This window comes from Nocardioides sp. Root682 (assembly GCF_001427795.1).
Classification (GTDB): Bacteria; Actinomycetota; Actinomycetes; order Propionibacteriales; family Nocardioidaceae; genus Nocardioides.
Genome location: NZ_LMHJ01000003.1, coordinates 520,618 through 536,925 on the forward strand (window position 1 = coordinate 520,618; position 16,308 = coordinate 536,925).

General features: G+C 70.0%; 11 protein-coding genes and 1 pseudogene. 7 read left to right on the plus strand and 5 right to left on the minus strand.

All coding sequences use genetic code 11. The annotated features are described in order from the left end of the window. Nucleotides 1-27 precede the first annotated feature (27 nt). Genes ASD84_RS17775 through ASD84_RS17790 form a run of 4 tightly spaced genes read left to right on the plus strand, consistent with a single transcriptional unit; the run spans nt 28 to nt 4,014 of the window. Nucleotides 28-1,563 carry a flavin-containing monooxygenase gene (locus tag ASD84_RS17775; RefSeq protein WP_056713288.1) on the plus strand — a complete coding sequence of 512 codons (1,536 nt, stop codon included), beginning with the start codon at nt 28-30 and terminating at the stop codon, nt 1,561-1,563. Then, nucleotides 1,560-2,396 carry an SDR family NAD(P)-dependent oxidoreductase gene (locus ASD84_RS17780; protein ID WP_056713290.1) on the plus strand — a complete coding sequence of 279 codons (837 nt, stop codon included), beginning with the start codon at nt 1,560-1,562 and terminating at the stop codon, nt 2,394-2,396. The genes ASD84_RS17775 and ASD84_RS17780 overlap by 4 nt, the downstream gene beginning before the upstream one ends. A 46-nt stretch (nt 2,397-2,442) precedes the next feature. Next, nucleotides 2,443-3,549, plus strand: a complete 1,107-nt coding sequence (locus tag ASD84_RS17785; RefSeq protein WP_082573765.1) for an FUSC family protein — start codon at nt 2,443-2,445, stop codon at nt 3,547-3,549. A gap of 24 nt (nt 3,550-3,573) precedes the next feature. Further along, nucleotides 3,574-4,014: an SRPBCC family protein gene (locus ASD84_RS17790; RefSeq protein ID WP_162251562.1), complete on the plus strand. Its 441-nt coding sequence runs from the start codon at nt 3,574-3,576 to the stop codon at nt 4,012-4,014. A 26-nt stretch (nt 4,015-4,040) separates the two neighbouring features. Here the strand turns inward: ASD84_RS17790 and ASD84_RS17795 are convergent, their stop codons facing one another. From ASD84_RS17795 to ASD84_RS17815, 5 genes are all read right to left on the minus strand, one after another. Next, nucleotides 4,041-5,252 carry a VOC family protein gene (locus ASD84_RS17795; protein WP_056713292.1) on the minus strand — a complete coding sequence of 404 codons (1,212 nt, stop codon included), beginning with the start codon at nt 5,250-5,252 and terminating at the stop codon, nt 4,041-4,043. Further along, on the minus strand, nt 5,252-6,757 hold the full coding sequence (locus tag ASD84_RS17800) for an aldehyde dehydrogenase family protein (protein ID WP_082573769.1): 1,506 nt from the start codon (nt 6,755-6,757) through the stop codon (nt 5,252-5,254). The genes ASD84_RS17795 and ASD84_RS17800 overlap by 1 nt, the downstream gene beginning before the upstream one ends. After that, nucleotides 6,754-7,857, minus strand: coding sequence for a saccharopine dehydrogenase family protein (locus tag ASD84_RS17805; protein ID WP_200954629.1), 1,104 nt, complete (start codon nt 7,855-7,857; stop codon nt 6,754-6,756). The genes ASD84_RS17800 and ASD84_RS17805 overlap by 4 nt, the downstream gene beginning before the upstream one ends. After that, complete coding sequence (rocD, locus tag ASD84_RS17810) at nt 7,854-9,086, minus strand: ornithine--oxo-acid transaminase (RefSeq protein WP_056713295.1); 1,233 nt, start codon at nt 9,084-9,086, stop codon at nt 7,854-7,856. The genes ASD84_RS17805 and rocD overlap by 4 nt, the downstream gene beginning before the upstream one ends. 175 nt (nt 9,087-9,261) lie before the next feature. Continuing rightward, a complete protein-coding gene (locus tag ASD84_RS17815) occupies nt 9,262-10,233 on the minus strand; it encodes a hypothetical protein (RefSeq protein WP_200954630.1) in 972 nt (323 codons plus the stop codon). Here ASD84_RS17815 and hrpA point away from each other — a divergent pair. The 3 genes and pseudogenes from hrpA to ASD84_RS25840 form a co-directional block, all read left to right on the plus strand. Beyond that, nucleotides 10,198-14,187, plus strand: coding sequence for an ATP-dependent RNA helicase HrpA (hrpA, locus tag ASD84_RS17820; RefSeq protein ID WP_235531163.1), 3,990 nt, complete (start codon nt 10,198-10,200; stop codon nt 14,185-14,187). The genes ASD84_RS17815 and hrpA overlap by 36 nt on opposite strands. 97 nt (nt 14,188-14,284) lie before the next feature. Next, on the plus strand, nt 14,285-14,884 hold the full coding sequence (locus ASD84_RS17825; protein ID WP_056713299.1) for a hypothetical protein: 600 nt from the start codon (nt 14,285-14,287) through the stop codon (nt 14,882-14,884). Nucleotides 14,885-15,187: 303 nt separating this feature from the next. Further along, nucleotides 15,188-16,165: pseudogene (locus tag ASD84_RS25840) on the plus strand (extracellular solute-binding protein); the annotation flags it as partial. Nucleotides 16,166-16,308: the final 143 nt, after the last annotated feature.

Sequence of the window (16,308 nt, forward strand, 5' to 3'; positions counted from 1 at the left end):
ATTCAATAGTGGCAATAGCGTTCTCCCATGAGTTCACGAAGCGACAGCCCCACGGGCTCCACGCAGGTCGACCACCTCATCATCGGCGCCGGCTTCGCCGGCCTGGCCGCGGCGATCAAGCTCGATGAGGCCGGCGAGCGCGACTTCGTCGTGATCGAGAAGGACAGCGACGTCGGTGGCACGTGGCACATCAACACCTACCCGGGTGCCGAGTGCGACGTCCCGAGCCAGCTGTACTCGTACTCGTTCGCACTCAACCCGGACTGGTCGAAGGTCTACTCGCCGCAGGCGGAGATCCTGGAGTACATCCGCAAGGTCGCCCGCGAGTCGGGCACGCTGGACCGCTTCGTGTTCGACACGGCCGTCGTCGACGCGCGCTGGGACGAGCAGGCCCAGCGCTGGGTCGTGCAGGTCGAGGGTCCGGAGGGCACCCGCGAGTACGCCACCCGGACCATCGTCTCCGCTGCAGGCGGGCTCTCCGAGCCCCGGATGCCGGAGGTCGAGGGCATCGAGTCGTTCCAGGGCGAGATCTTCCACTCCGCCCGCTGGAACCACGACGTCGACCTGACCGGAAAGCGCATCGCGGTGATCGGCACCGGCGCGTCCGCGGTCCAGCTCGTCCCCGAGCTCCAGGAGGTCGCCGGACACCTCGACGTCTACCAGCGCACCCCGAACTGGATCATCCCGCGCAACGAGCGGTCGTTCACCAGCCTGGAGAAGACGGCGTTCCGACGGGTGCCCGGCCTGCAGCGGGCCGCGCGTTCGGCCGTCTACTCGACCCTCGAGGGCCGCGTGCCGGCGTTCGCGAAGTTCCCCGACCTGCTCAAGGTCGTCGAGGCCCAGGGCAGGAAGAACATCAACGCCGCCATCAAGGACCCCGAGCTCCGCGCCAAGGTCACTCCCGACTACCGCGCCGGCTGCAAGCGGATCCTGATCTCGAACAAGTGGTACCCCGCGCTCGCCGCCGACAACGTGGACCTCGTGACCGACCCGATCGTCAAGATCACCGGTGACGCCGTGGTGACCGCGGACGGCGTCGAGCGTCCGATCGACGTCCTCGTCATCGCCACCGGCTTCTACGTCACCGAGCCGCCCATCGCCGAGCACGTCACCGGCCGGGACGGCCGCACGCTCGCCGACCTGTGGGACGAGCAGGGCATGGCGGCGTACAAGGGAACCACCATCAACGGCTTCCCCAACCTGTTCCAGCTCGTCGGCCCGAACACCGCGCTGGGGCACTCGAGCATCATCTTCATCATCGAGTCGCAGGTGAAGTACGTCGTCGAAGCAGCCAAGGCGATGCGCCGCGAGGGCCTCGGCGCCGTCGAGCCGACGCAGGCTGCGCAGGACGCGTGGACGGCCGACATCCGCCGTCGGATGAAGCCGACCGTGTGGCAGACCGGCGGTTGCGCGAGCTGGTACCTCGACAAGTTCGGCAACAACACCACCCTGTGGCCGGGACAGACCTTCGCGTTCCGGCAGCATCTGTCAAAGTTCGACGTCGACAAGTACGACGTCCAGGCAGTCCGTCCCACCGAGACCAAGGAAAAGGCCAGCGCGTGAAGAACTTCAAGAACAAGGTCGTCGTCATCACGGGTGCCGGGTCCGGCATCGGTCGTGCGCTCGCACTGAACTTCGCGGACAAAGGCGCGCGGCTGGCCCTCTCCGACGTGAACGAGACCGGCCTGGTCGAGACGGCATCGCTCGCGCAGAAGGCCGGTGCGCCCGACGTGCACACCGCGCACCTCGACGTCGCGGACCGCGAGGGGTTCGTGGCGTACGCCGCCGACGTGGCCGCCCACTTCGGCCAGGTCAACATCGTCATCAACAACGCCGGGGTCGCCCTGGCCGGTGACGTGACCGACCTGTCGTACAAGGACATGGACTGGATCGTCGGGATCAACTTCTGGGGCGTCGTGCACGGCACCAAGGAGTTCCTGCCCCACCTCATCGAGTCCGGCGACGGTCACGTCGTCAACATCTCCTCGCTCTTCGGCCTGCTCGCCATGCCCGGTCAGAGCGCCTACAACGCGACGAAGTTCGCGGTGCGTGGGTTCACCGAGGCGCTCCGCGAGGAGATGCTGATCGCCGGCCACAAGGTGGGCGTCACGTCGGTGCACCCCGGTGGCATCAAGACCGCCATCGCCCGCAGCGCGCGGGTCTCCGACAAGGAGGACCAGGCGGCAACGGCGAAGCTGTTCGACGAGAAGCTTGCCCGGATGACGCCGGACCGTGCCGCTGAGATCATCATCAAGGGCATCACGAAGAACCAGGCGCGGGTGCTCGTCGGCCTCGATGCCCACGCCCTGCACAACTTCCAGAAGTTCACCGGCTCGCGTTACGAGGACATCATCGCGGTGGTCTCGAAGCGGGTGCTGCCGACGAAGGTCGTCTGACCGAACCCCTCCTCCACCCGCGCCTCGCCCATGGGACGATGCGCGGGTGGAGGCGTCTTTTGACGGGGTGCTCGACCGGATGTGGTCGCGCAGCCAGCTGTCCGTTCGGGGTCGCATCGATCGTTGGCGCGGCAAGTCCTGGGTCGTCCTGCAGTGCGCGGTGGCCGCGTCGGTCGCGTGGTGGATCGCCGCCGACCTGATCGGCCACGAGACGCCGTTCTTCGCGCCGATCGCAGCAGTGGTCTCGCTCGGTACGTCGTACGGCCAGCGACTGAGGCGCGTCGTCGAGGTCACCCTCGGCGTCGCCATCGGCGTCTTCGTCGCGGACATCCTGGTCGCCGGCATCGGCTCGGGCGGGTGGCAGATCGGGCTGATCGTGCTGCTGTCCATGTCGACGGCCCTGCTGCTCGACGCGGGCCAGCTCTTCGTGACCCAGGCTGCGGTGCAGTCGATCGTGGTCGCGGCGCTGATGCCCGACGCGGGGGGCGCCTTCCTGCGCTGGACCGACGCCCTCATCGGTGGTGCCGTCGCGCTGGTGGCCGCGATGATCGTGCCCGCCGCACCGCTGCGGCGCCCGCGCGAACAGGCGGCAGCCGTGGCGCGCAAGATCGCCGCGCTGCTGCGGGCTGCCTCCGACGTGATGATCGACGGCGAGGTCGCGCCCGCCCTCGAGCTGCTGGCAGACGCGCGCGCCACCGACCGGATGATCCGCGAGCTCCAGTCGGCCGCGGAGGAAGGCATGTCGGTCGTCAGCTCTTCGCCCTTCCGGGTGCGGCACCGCGAAGGGCTGCGCCAGATGGTGGAGCTGGTGGATCCGCTCGACCGCGCGCTCCGCAGCACCCGCGTGCTGGTGCGCCAGACCTCGATCGCCGCCTACCGGCACCGGCCCGTCCCGTCGTCGTACGCACTGGTCGCCGCCGACCTCGCGGCGGCTGCCGAAGCCGTGGCCGACGAGCTCGCGGCCGACCGGCTCGCCAGCGCTGCCCGGGACACCGTGCTCGCCGTTGGTGCCGCGACCGGGAGGGTCGAACGCAGTGAGATCCTCACGGCCGAGGCGATCCTGGCCCAGCTGCGGGCGATCGTGGCCGACCTGCTGATGGTCACCGGCATGGGTCAGCTCGAGGCGACCGACGCGTTGCCGCCGCCCCGCTGAGCCGCACGTGCCACAATCCGCGACGTGAGCAACGTGGTGGAGCACAGTGTCGAGATCGCAGCCCCGGTGAGCAAGGTCTTCGCGTACGTCGACGACTTCAGCACCACCAAGGACTGGATGTACGGCCTGAAGAAGATCGAGCCCGTGACCGAGCAGGTCCACGGCGTCGGGGCGCAGTACGACGGCGTGATGAAGCTCGGCGTCGCGCTGAAGTCGCGGATCGAGTGCACCGGGTGGGAGCAGGACCGGTTGCTGGAGCTGACCTCGATCAAGGGGATCCAGACGACGCAGCGCTGGACCTTCACCGCGGTGGGTGCGGACCGGACCCGGCTCGAGGCCTGGATCAGCTTCACGCTGCCGGGCGGCCCCGCGGGCAAGGCGATCGAGAGCGCCGTGAAGCCGGTCGTCGGTGTCGCGGTCAAGCACACCGCTGCGGCGCTGGTGAAGAACGTCGAGGCGCTCTGAGAGCCTGGAATCAGGCTGACCCGAGGTCAGACCTGCGCGGCGTAGAGGGCGTACGGGTCGTGGAGGGTGCGGCCCAGGGCGTCCTGCAACCACGCCGCGTCCCGCAGCGCTGCGCGTTGCGCGGCGTCCACTGACCCGTCCGAGGTGAGGTTGGAGGCGAAGATGCCGGCAGCCGACTTCGGGAGGAAGTCCTCGTAGACGATCGGCTGGAGCAGCCCGTCGGCGTCGCGCCGGTAGTAGGCCAGCCCGGCCTCGTGGAGACCCTGCTCGGTGTCGGGGAACGCGGCCAGCCCCTGGTCGTCGTACAACGCACGACCAGCGGGGGTCAGGGCGACGCCGCGAGCCTCGACCTCCCCGAACCGCACGCTCAGGGCTCCTGCCGCCAGCGACCCGTCGGCCGCGCGGAACGTACGTGGCTCGGCGAGCGCGCGGAAGGAGGTCTGGCGCAGCAGGACGGCCGGCTTCGTGGTCCGGGGCGGACCCTGGATCCGGTCGATCATCGCGATCCCGCGCTCGGTCATCCGGTGATAGAGGTCGTCGATGTCGAGCACCCGCGGCGTGAGGTGGTTGATGTGGGTCGACGCCACGCCACCGATGTCGGCGGCCACGGACGAGATCGCCTCGAGGTGGTCGTACCAGGCGCGGTCGACCGGTTCGGGCGACAGCGCGAACGAAGCGGTGGCCAGCGCGAGGAACCGGTCCGCGTCGACGGGTTCCAGCCCGCCGCCCTTCTCCGCCAGGTCGGCGAGGTCGAGCAGCTCGTCGGGGAACAGCTTGCGCGCCCCCAGGAACTCCTCGAGCTGGGCCTGCGTGCGGGCGTCGAAGAACCGCCGGTCGTCGGGCACGAGCAGGGAGGTGAACACCCGGAACGGGTTCTCGGCCAGCTCCTCGCGGTCGATCGGGCGGAACGCCGTCGAGACCACCGGGATCGGCCGGTTCGCCTCACGCAGGTCGTAGAACCCGACCGGGAACATCCCGCACGCGCCGAAGATGCGGCCCACCTGGGCGATCTCCTCGGGCGTCCCGACCCTGATCGCGCCATGTCGTTCGGCGGTCACCCGCGCGATCGAACCCAGTCGTTCGGCCTCCGGACCGAGCGTCGCCAGGACGTCGGCGTTCACGGCCTCGGAGACCTCGACCAACGTGTTGTAGGCCGGGACCTCCGAGCCGTAGAGCGTCGACAGGGAGCGGGCGAACCGGGCGCGCAGCTCGGTCGGCCTGATCAGACCCTCAGGCATCAGCCGAACTCGACACCCTGCGCGAGGGGGAGCTCGGTTGAGTAGTTGATCGTGTTGGTGGAGCGGCGCATGTAGGCCTTCCACGCGTCCGAGCCGGACTCGCGTCCGCCGCCGGTCTCCTTCTCGCCGCCGAACGCGCCACCGATCTCGGCGCCCGAGGTGCCGATGTTGACGTTGGCGATGCCGCAGTCCGAACCGACCGCCGACGTGAACAGCTCGGCCTCGCGCACGTCGAGGGTGAAGATGGCCGACGACAGGCCCTGGGCCACCTCGTTGTGCAGCACGATCGCCTCGTCGAGCTCGGCGTACTTCAGCACGTAGAGCAGCGGAGCGAAGGTCTCCGTCTTCACGATGTCCGTCTGTGCCGGCATGTCCACGATGGCGGGTACGACGTACTGGCCACCTGCAACGCCATCGGCTCGACCGCCACCGGTGACCAGGCGGCCACCGTCGGCCTGCGCCTGCTCCACTGCGGCGAGGAAGCCCTCGGTCGCAGAGGCATCGACGAGCGGACCGACCAGGGTGCTCGCCTCGAGCGGCGAACCGATCGACAGGGTGCCGTAGGCCTTGGACAGCCGGTCGACGAGCTCGTCGTGGACCGACTCGTGCACGATGACCCGGCGCAGCGACGTACAGCGCTGGCCGGCGGTGCCGACAGCGGAGAAGACGATGCCGCGGACCGCGAGGTCCAGGTCGGCGGACGGCGCGACGACGGCGGCGTTGTTGCCGCCGAGCTCCAGCAGGCAGCGGCCCAGGCGCGCGGCCACCCGCGGCGCGACGAGCTTGCCCATCCGGGTGGATCCGGTGGCCGAGACCAGCGGCACCCGCGGGTCGTCGACCAGCACCTCGCCGACCGCGCTCTCGCCCAGGACCAGCTGGCTGAGTCCCTGCGGCGCCCCCACTCTGCGGGCAGCCTCGAGTGCCAGGGCCTGGCACGCGAGCGCGGTCAGCAAGGTCTTCTCCGACGGCTTCCAGACCACGGCGTCGCCCGCGACGAACGCGAGGGCGGCATTCCAGGACCAGACGGCCACGGGGAAGTTGAAGGCACTGATGACGCCGATGACCCCGAGCGGGTGCCACTGCTCCATCATCCGGTGGCCCGGTCGCTCGGAGGCGATGGTCAGGCCGTGCAGCTGGCGGGAGAGGCCGACCGCGAACTCGCAGATGTCGATCATCTCCTGGACCTCGCCGAGGCCCTCGGAGCGGATCTTGCCGGCCTCGATCGAGACCAGCTCGCCGAGCAGGTCCTTGTGCTCGCGCAGCAGGTTGCCCAGCTCGCGCACCAGCTGGCCGCGAACCGGTCCGGGGACCGAGCGCCACTGCTCGAAGGCGGCCTGGGCGGCCGTCACGGCGTCGGTGACGTCGGACGCGCTGTGGGCCGGGAGCCGACCGAGGTCGGAGCCGTCGATGGGCGAGCGCGTGACGAGTGCGCCGTCAGTCGTGAACGGGTCGCCGGCGCCGAGGGCGCTCAGGATTTCGCGGGTGCGTGCAGCCAGGTCAGTCATGCCGAGATCTTTCCGTAGTCCCTGAAGCGACGACCCGCGTGCGTGGAGTGCAGGTCCTCGAGTGTGATGTCCTCCTGCCGCACGAAACCCTCCTGCGGCAGCTTGCCGTTGGCGACGAGCTCGAGGACGGCGACGGCCGAGGAGGCGGTCGTCCACGAGATGGCGCGCCACATGCGTCCGTCGATCTCCAGCGGCAGGTAGCCCCGGACGTGGTTCTCGCGGAACGGCTGGCCGTCCTTGATCCCCTCGACGGCGGCGTGGAGGTAGACGATGTCGTCGTTGACCGGCGGCTTGGCCTTCACCAGGATCCGGCCGACCTCCTCGCGACAGTCACGCAGCCCCAGCTCGTCGAACAGGAAGTGCATCTGGTCGAAGTGGCCGGGGTAGCGCAGCGTCTTGTAGTCGAGGCGCTGGACGCGGCCTTCGTACGTCGGGCACATGGTGCCGAGGCCGCCGGAGGTGAGCGCCGCTTCGAGCTCGATGCCGCCGATGACGACACGCTCCTTCTCCTCCATCGCTGGCACCATCTGCCGACGACCGGAGCGCAGCACCTCGCAGTCGTTGAGGTACTCGTTGACGACGCCCTCGGCCGACCAGTTGAACGCGTAGCCGAGCAGGCCGGTCGGGTTCTGGGGGAGGGCGCCGACCTTGAGCTCGATCGAGCGGATCTCCTCGAAGCCCTTGGCGAGCGAGGCGCCGACGATGCCGATCAGCCCCGGAGCGAGGCCGCACTGCGGCACGAACGCGACGCCCGGCGTCTGCCCGGCGAGCTCGATCACGCGCTGGGTGGTGGGCACGTCCTCGGTGAGGTCGAAGTAGTGGCAGCCCACGGCGGCGGCTGCTTCGGCCACCTCGATGTTGCGGTCGTACGGCAGGCACGAGACCACGGCGTCGACTCCGCGCAGCGCTTCCTGCAGCCTGTCCGAGTCGGTCACGTCGAGCTCGGCGGTCTCGAACCGCAGCCCGGGGTGCGGGGTCGCGTCGTACCCACTGACCTTGAAGCCGGCGTCGGTGAGCAGACCTGCCACCAGCTCGCCGACCTTGCCCAGGCCGATCACGCCGACCTGGTTGATGCTGCGCTTTTCCTGGGCCGCGGTCACCGCAGGCTCCCTTCGAGTTGGTCCATTCCCCAGTTGAGGTCGTCGCTGGACACGACGAGGGGAGGCGCGAGCCGGATGGTCGAGCCGTGGGTGTCCTTGGCGAGGACACCGTGCGCCATCAGGCGCTCGCAGACTTCTCTTCCCGTGCCGAGCGCGGGGTCGATGTCGACGCCGGCCCACAGGCCGCGCGTGCGGAAGCTGACGACGCCGTTGCCGACCATGGCCTGCAGCCGCTCGGTGAGTACGACGCCGAGCTGTTCTGCCTGCGCCTGGTGCTCGCCGGTCGCCAGCATCGTGACGACCTCGAGGCCGACCGCGCAGGCGAGCGGGTTGCCGCCGAACGTGGAGCCGTGCTGTCCCGGGTGCAGCACGCCGAGCACGTCCTCGTTGCCGACGACGGCGGAGACGGGGACGATGCCGCCGCCGAGGGCCTTGCCGAGCACGTAGAGGTCGGGCACCACGTCGTCGTGGTCGCAGGCGAAGGTCCGGCCGGTGCGGCCGAGCCCGGCCTGGATCTCATCGGCGACGAAGAGCACGTTCTCGCGGGTGCACAGCTCGCGCAGCCCCTGGAGGAACCCGGCCGGCGGGATGATCACGCCGCCCTCGCCCTGGATCGGCTCGATGAGCACGGCGACGGTGTCGGGGGTGATCGCTGCCTCGATGGCGGCGAGGTCGCCGTACGGGACCATGTCGAAGCCGGGGGTGAACGGCCCGAACCCGTTGCGGGCGTCCGGGTCGTCGGAGAACCCGACGATGGTCGTGGTGCGGCCGTGGAAGTTGCCGGCGGCCACGATGATGCGGGCCTGGTCGGCGGCGACGCCCTTGACGTCGTACCCCCACTTGCGCGAGACCTTGATAGCGGTCTCGACGGCCTCGGCACCGGTGTTCATCGGCAGCACCATGTCCTTGCCGCACAGGTCGCCGAGCGCGGCGCAGAAGTCGGCGAACCGGTCGTGGACGAACGCGCGGCTGGTCAGGGTGAGCCGGTCGAGCTGGGCGTGTGCGGCAGCCAGCAGGCGCGGGTGGCTGTGGCCGAAGTTGAGCGCGGAGTAGCCCGCGAGCAGGTCGAGGAACCGGCGACCGTCGACGTCGGTCAGCCAGGCGCCCTCGGCGTGGCTGAGGACCACCGGCAGCGGGTGGTAGTTGTGCGCCGTGCGGGCTTCCGCACGCGCCACCTCGGCAGCGGTCCGCCGCGGGGCCACGACGGTGTGATCAGCGGTGATGCTCATTGGTTTCCCTCCGCGATCCTGATGGAACCGGAGAATCTCCGGTGGATTGCCAGATTGTCCGACAATCCTTCTCCACTGTAACCCAGGCCACACGCCGGAAGTCGAATCGGGTGGGTCCGAAACCAGCGTTCCAAGCGCCAAGCCGTAGTCCGCCCGGCGCCAGGCGCCGGACGGACTACGGCTTGAGCACTTCAAGGTCCCGAGGACACTTCGGGCAGCGGCGGAAGGGGCCGGGCCAGCCCTGCCGGATGAGAAGTGCGGCGATCATCGCCGCGGTCCAGCATCCCTCTCTGAAGACGAGGCCGTAGGTGACCCGGGCGGTGAGGGCGCTGCTCACGGCGAGCTCGGCGAGGTCACGTCGGGCATCAGCAGTGCGCGCGACCGTGCCGTCGTGCCAAGCGAGGCCGTCCGGTTCGACGATCACGCCATACGGCTTGTAGTGCACGTCCTGGTAGGTCCGGCGTCCAGTGGCGTCACTACGCACCTGCCGGGAGCCCCGGGGGAGGCCATGGGCTCGCTCGACCAGGTTGAGGTATCCGCGTTCGAGGACCGAGCACGCGCCATCGCGGCGATCGGCCAGCAGCGCGGCGATCGTCGATCGGCCCGCGATGCGTGCCCGCTCGTCAAGGATCGTGGCGATGCGCTCGGGGGTCGTTCGCCGCGTGTGGCACACCTCTGCCAGCGTGGAGAACGCGCCGGCGACGTCGGTGTCGCCGATCCGTCGCGACATCACGTCAATCGTCGCGTGCTCGAGCCCGATCGTGGGAGGTCCCGCGCGCCAGTCGGTGCGCTGGTGGAGATCGCTGGTGGGATACACCCACACACGCGGCAGGTTCTTCACGCGACGAGACAGGTCGACGGCGACCTTCACCACGTCGAGCGGATGCCCAGGCAGCGCCGATTCCAGCGTGAGCGCCGCCGGCCAGAAGGCGAGCACGGCCGCCCATCGATGCTGTGACCTGGTGAGTCGCCCGGTGTGGTTCACGTAGACGCCGACGTACACCTGCGTCAGTTCCCGACGGCGCAGCATGCGTTCGATGTCGTTGTCGGTCCCTCCCAGCTCAAGGATCTGGCGGCGGCAGACGATGCCGTCCTGGACACGCGTCAGCAGGTGGTCAAGGCTGTGGAGGTCCAGGCAGGTCTGCATGCCGGCACGATCGCTCCTCGCCCGACGGCGCGCCACCCCTTGTTGTCCGCCTGTGGACGAGCGCGGGAGAATGTCGGCGCCGTGGAAATCACCTACCCGCCCGACCTGCCGGTCAGTGCCCGTCGCGAGGACATCGCTGCGGCAATTCGCGACCACCAGGTCGTGATCGTCGCCGGCGAGACCGGCTCGGGGAAGACGACCCAGCTCCCGAAGATCTGCCTCGAGCTCGGACGCGGGCTGCCGGACAAGGACGGCCGGGCCCGGATGATCGGCCACACCCAGCCACGCCGGATCGCGGCCCGTTCGGTGGCCGAACGGATCTCCGACGAGCTCGGCGTCGAGCTCGGCGACCTCGTCGGCTACCAGGTGCGCTTCACGGACAAGACGTCGAGGGCCAGCCGGGTCAAGCTGATGACCGACGGAATCCTGCTGGCCGAGCTGCAGCGGGACCGGATGCTGCGCCGCTACGACACGATCATCATCGACGAGGCCCACGAGCGCAGCCTCAACATCGACTTCCTGCTCGGCTACCTGCGCCAGCTGCTGCCGAAGCGTCCCGACCTCAAGCTGATCATCACGTCGGCGACCATCGACCCCGAGCGCTTCGCCGAGCACTTCTCATCGGTTGACGGGAAGCCGGCGCCGATCATCGAGGTCTCCGGCCGCACCTATCCCGTCGAGGTCCGCTACCGGCCACTCATCGAGGAGGCCGAGGAGGACGAGGACGCCGAACGGTTCGCCCGGGACCCCACCGAGGCGATCGTCGATGCGGTCAAGGAGCTCTCCGCCGAGGGATCCGGCGACATCCTCGTGTTCCTGCCCGGCGAGAGGGAGATCCGCGACACGGCGGAAGCCCTCGCTCCCCTCGGGGAGGGGGTGCGCGGGGTCGACGTACTGCCTCTCTACTCGCGGTTGTCGGCGGCCGAGCAGCACCGCGTCTTCCAGCCCGCCCGCGGTTCGCGTCGTCGCGTCATCCTCGCCACCAACGTCGCCGAGACGTCGCTGACCGTGCCGGGCATCCGCTACGTCATCGACACCGGCGTCGCCCGCATCTCGCGCTACTCCGTGCGCACCAAGGTGCAGCGGCTCCCGATCGAACCGATCAGCCAGGCCTCCGCGAACCAGCGGTCCGGCCGTTGCGGCCGTGTCGCTGCGGGCATCGCGATCAGGTTGTACGCCGAGGAGGACTTCGACGCGCGTCCGGAGTTCACCGACCCCGAGATCATCCGGACCAACCTCGCCTCGGTGATCCTCCAGATGACCTCGCTCGGGCTCGGCGACATCGCACGGTTCCCGTTCGTCGAGCCGCCCGACCGGCGCAACATCCAGGCCGGCGTGCAGCTGCTCGAGGAGCTCGGTGCCATTCAAGGTGGTCGAGTAGCCGGCGAGGAACGAGACGGCGTATCGAGACCCGGCGAGCTCACCAAGATCGGTGGCCGCCTCGCCCGACTCCCCATCGACCCGCGCCTGGGCCGGATGCTGCTGGAGGCCGAGCGGCTCGGCTGCGTGGGCGACGTCCTCGTCATCGTGGCCGCGTTGTCGCTGCAGGACCCCCGCGAGCGACCGGGCGTCGACCGCCCGAAGGAACAGGCGCAGGCCGACCAGTTCCACGCCCGGTTCAAGGCCGAGGGCTCGGACTTCCTCACGCTGCTCAACCTGTGGCGCCACGTGCGCGAGCAGCAGAAGGAGCTGTCGGGCAGTGCGTTCCGCCGCATGTGCAAGCGGGAGTTCCTCAACTACCTGCGGGTGCGGGAGTGGCAGGAGTTCGTCAGCCAGCTGCGGCAGGTGGCCAAGGAGATCGGCGTCCGCACGGAGGCCGCCGCGGGCACGGGTGAGCCCGACGCCGACGGCATCCACCAGGCGCTCCTCTCCGGCCTGCTGTCCCACGTCGGCCTGCTCGAGGAGCGGGAAAAGTCGGCGCCCGGTTCGCGACAGGCGAAGGAAGGGCGCCGGCCGGGACCGCGCGAGTACCTCGGCGCCCGCGGTGCGAAGTTCGCGATCTTCCCCGGCAGCGGTCTGGCCCGGAAGAACCCCCAGTTCCTGATGGCCGGCGAGCTCGTCGAGACCGGACGCCTGTGGGCCCGGCAGAACGCCGAGATCAAACCGGAGTGGGCCGAGCGTCTGGGTGAGCACCTGGTGAAGCGGACGTACTCCGAGCCGCACTGGTCGCGCAAGCGGCAGTCGGTGATGGCCCGCGAGCGGGTCACCCTGTACGGCGTCCCGCTGGCCTCGGACCGCGCGGTGACCTACGGGCGGGTCGATCCCGTGCTGTCGCGCGAGCTCTTCATCCGTCACGCCCTCGTCTACGGGGAGTGGGACACCCGGCACCGTTTCTTCCAGCACAACCGCAAGCTCCTGGCCGAGGCGGAGGAGCTCGAGCACCGCGCCCGCCGCCGCGACCTGGTCGTCGACGAGCACACCCTCTTCGACTTCTACGACGCCCGCGTCGGCGAGGCCGTCGTCAGCGGCGCGCACTTCGACCGCTGGTGGCGCGATGCCCGCAGGGCGAACCCGGAGCTGCTCACCTTCGACCCCGCCATGCTCACCCACGACACGGCGGACGAGGTCCGTGAGGCGGACTACCCCGAGGAGTGGTCGCTCGGGGGCGGGCTGACCTTCCCGATCAGCTATCACTTCGAACCGGGCGCGAAGGACGACGGGCTGACCATCGACATCCCGGTGTCGACCCTCAACCGGGTCGACGACGAGGACTTCTCCTGGATCGTCCCCGGTCTGCGCGAGGAGCTGGTGACCGAGCTGATCCGCAGCCTGCCCAAGGCGCTGCGGGTGAACTTCGTGCCGGCGCCCAACACCGCGCGGGAGTTCCTCGCCGCCGTACCTGCGGGGGAGGAGCCGGTCCTGGTGGCCCTGGAGCGGTACCTGCGCTCGACGACCGGCGTCCACGTCCCTCACGACGCCTGGGACCTCAACAGCCTGGGCGCACACCTCACGCCGACCTACCGAGTCGTCGACGAGACCGGCCGCGTGCAGGGTCGTGGCAAGTCGCTGACCGACCTCAAGGCACCCCTGCAGCCGCAGTTCGAGAAGGCGATGGCCGCCGTCGCGTCGGACTCGGGCGTGGCCCGGACGGGCGAGAAGACCTGGGTCTTCGACGAGATCCCGGCGACGGCCACCTGGACGCGCGCCGGCCACGAGGTCGAGGCGTACCCCGGCCTGGTCGACGAGGGGACGACGGTCGGGCTCCAGGTGTTCGGCTCGGCCGACGAGCGCGACGCCCGGCACCGGCTGGGCGTGATCCGGCTGGTTCTGCTCGATCTCGGGAGCAAGCCGCTCGCGGGCATCGTCGACGGGCTCACCAACGCCGAGAAGCTGGGCCTCGCCGGAACCCCCTACGCGGGCGTGCCCGCCCTGCTGGCCGACTGCCTGCGCGCCGTCGTGGTCGATGCAGTCGACACGGGCGGGCCCGTCCGCACCCGTGCGGAGTACGACGCCCTGCTGGCCTCGTTGCGCACCGCCGCCGCACCCGCGGTCCGCCAGGTGCTGGCCGAGCTGATCCGCGTGCTGGAGACCTGGCGCGAGGTCGACCGGCTGCTCAGCGGCCGGGCCGACATGTCCATGCTCCCGGCCCTGACCGACCTCAAGGCGCAGCTCGCGCGCCTGGTCCACGACGGCTTCGTCGGGGAGGCGGGCGCAGCCCGCCTGCGCCGCTACCGCACGTGGCTCTCGGCGATGCGGGAGCGCCGCCAGGCGCTGGAGAGCGGGGGACCGGCGGCGCTGGGCCGCGACCGCCAGCGGCTCGACCTGGTCCAGCCGTTGCAGGAGGCCTGGCTCGCACGGGTCGCCGCGCTCCCCGAGGGCCGGCCGGCGGGCGACGGGCTGCGGGCCATCGGCTGGATGCTCGAGGAGTACCGCGTGTCCCTGTGGGCGCAGCACCTCGGCACTGACGGACCCGTCTCCGACGTGCGGCTGCGCAAGGCCTTCGACGCGCTCTGACTTCCGCGGTGGGCGGTTCAACTACCGGATTTGTCGTCATTCCGACCGGATCGCTACAAATCCGGTAGTTGAACCGCGCCGACCGTACGCTGTTCGCGTGTCCGAGTCCCGTCCGCACCATCGCCCCGTGCCGCGGGAGGCTGCGTTCTTCGAGGACCACGCCGACGGCGCCGATCCGGCGCTCGTCACCGAAGCGGCGGAGCGCGCCGCCGTACTCCTGGTGCGCGGAGCGCACGACAGCAACGACGCGGACGTGGCCGAGCGGCTCGTCCACCTCGCCGACACCGAGGGCATCGAGGCGATCGCCCAGGTCTGGTCGCACGCGTCGGCCGACTCCCTGTCCGGCTGCCTGTGGCGGCTCTACCTCCTCCGGTCGTGGGTGTACGCCGACCCGGCCGGTGTGGCACGCCAGTTCGAGGCCGGACGGGCGCGTGCGGAGTTCGCCCGGGTGGTGGCGGGGGTGGCCGACCCGCCCGGACCGGATGAGCTGCGCCACATGATCGACGAGGTGCTGCGCGGGATCGCGTCCGGTGAGTTCGCCGACGTGCTGTTCCGCGCGTCCGCCTTCGCCCGCGTCGTCGCGGCGGGCCGGGCCTCGCTCAGCGAGGTGCCCGACGCCGACGTACGCCGGATGCTGGCGCTGGCCGAACAGCTCGAGGCAGCCGGACACGTCGAACTGGCACGTGGTCTGGGCTGAGACCCGTACACTGGGGGTTCGAGCACGCCGGGTCGCGGCAGCCCCGGGTCCCATAAACAAGCCGCTACGAGCGGCCCTGCGCCGTGAGGCGCTCCCGGCCCGGTGTGCTCGAACTCCGCCGGTAGGCTGACCAGGCCCTGGGGACACACGGTGAGGACGGGAATGACGCGCGTGAGTCGGTTCGGCTGGCGAACGGGTGCCGTCGTCGGCGTCGTCGCCGTGGCTGTGTTGATCGGCATGCTGGTCCTGGCCAGTGGCAGCAAGGGCGAGAAGCCGGATCACCCCGTGTCCACGAAGCCCACGATGACGAACCTCGAGTTCGCCGTGTGGGGCGGCAAGGAGGAGATCGCCGCCTACCAGGGTGTCGTCGACGACTACAACGCGAGCAGCACCGACACCAACGTCGTCCTGACCTCGTGGCCCGATTCCGCTTCGATGCTGCTGGCGATGCGCACGGGCGTGGCCCGACCGGACCTCTACCTGCTGCCGCGTGGCGACCTGGCGGAGACGATCGCGGAGAAGCGCAACCGGCCGTTGCTCGACCTGCTGAACGAGCGTGAGATCCCGGTCGGCGAGGACTTCTCGCGCGATGCGATCGAGGCCTTCTCCGTCGACGACGACCTGCAGTGCATGCCGTACACGACCTCCCCGATGGTCATGTACTACAACACCGATCTCGTCGACTTCGAGGCGATGGCGACGGAAGGGCTGCCGACCCCGAAGGACGACCACTCGGGATGGAACTTCGCCGAGTTCCGCGCCGCTGCGGAGTTCGCGAGCCGGCCGCGGGCCAAGACCCGTGGCGTCTACATCGAGCCGACGCTGCGCGGGTTGGCTCCCTTCATCTACTCGGGCGGGGGGAAGATCTTCGACGGTGACGACCCGAAGAGCCTGGCCCTCGGCGAGGGCGACTCGACCGACGCCCTGCGTCAGACCCTCGAGCTGCTCCGCGATCCCCGGCTGACGCTGAGCACCCGGCAGCTGCAGCAGCGTTCGGCCATCGACTGGTTCAAGCGAGGTCGTCTCGGCATGATCGCCGGGTTCCGCGGCCTGACCCCCGAGCTGCGCGCCGTCGAGGGGCTGAACTTCGACGTGATGCCGATGCCGTCGCTCGGTGCGAACCACACCGTCGGTGAGCAGAACGGCATCTGCCTGTCCTCGGGGCCGGCGGGCCGTGCCGAGAGCTCGGCCAACTTCCTCAGCTACCTGGTCAGTGACGAGGCCATCGCCCGGGTCGCCGGGACCGGCTACATCCAGCCGAGCAAGCTGACCGTGGCGCTCTCCGCGGACTTCCTGCAGCCCAACCTGGCCCCCGCGCACGCCGCGGTGTTCAACAACGTGGTCCGCTCGATCGTGTTGCCGCCGCTGATGCAGAACGGTGCCGAGCTGCAGGCGCTGATCACGCCCGACATCAAGGCGTTGCT

Coding starts and splice junctions, on each gene's coding strand:
- ASD84_RS17775 (WP_056713288.1), top strand. CDS start 28: ATGAGTTCACGAAGCGACAGCCCCACGGGCTCCACGCAGGTCGACCAC.
- ASD84_RS17800 (WP_082573769.1), bottom strand. CDS start 6,757: ATGACTGACCTGGCTGCACGCACCCGCGAAATCCTGAGCGCCCTCGGC.
- ASD84_RS17815 (WP_200954630.1), bottom strand. CDS start 10,233: ATGCAGACCTGCCTGGACCTCCACAGCCTTGACCACCTGCTGACGCGT.
- ASD84_RS17795 (WP_056713292.1), bottom strand. CDS start 5,252: ATGCCTGAGGGTCTGATCAGGCCGACCGAGCTGCGCGCCCGGTTCGCC.
- rocD (WP_056713295.1), bottom strand. CDS start 9,086: ATGAGCATCACCGCTGATCACACCGTCGTGGCCCCGCGGCGGACCGCT.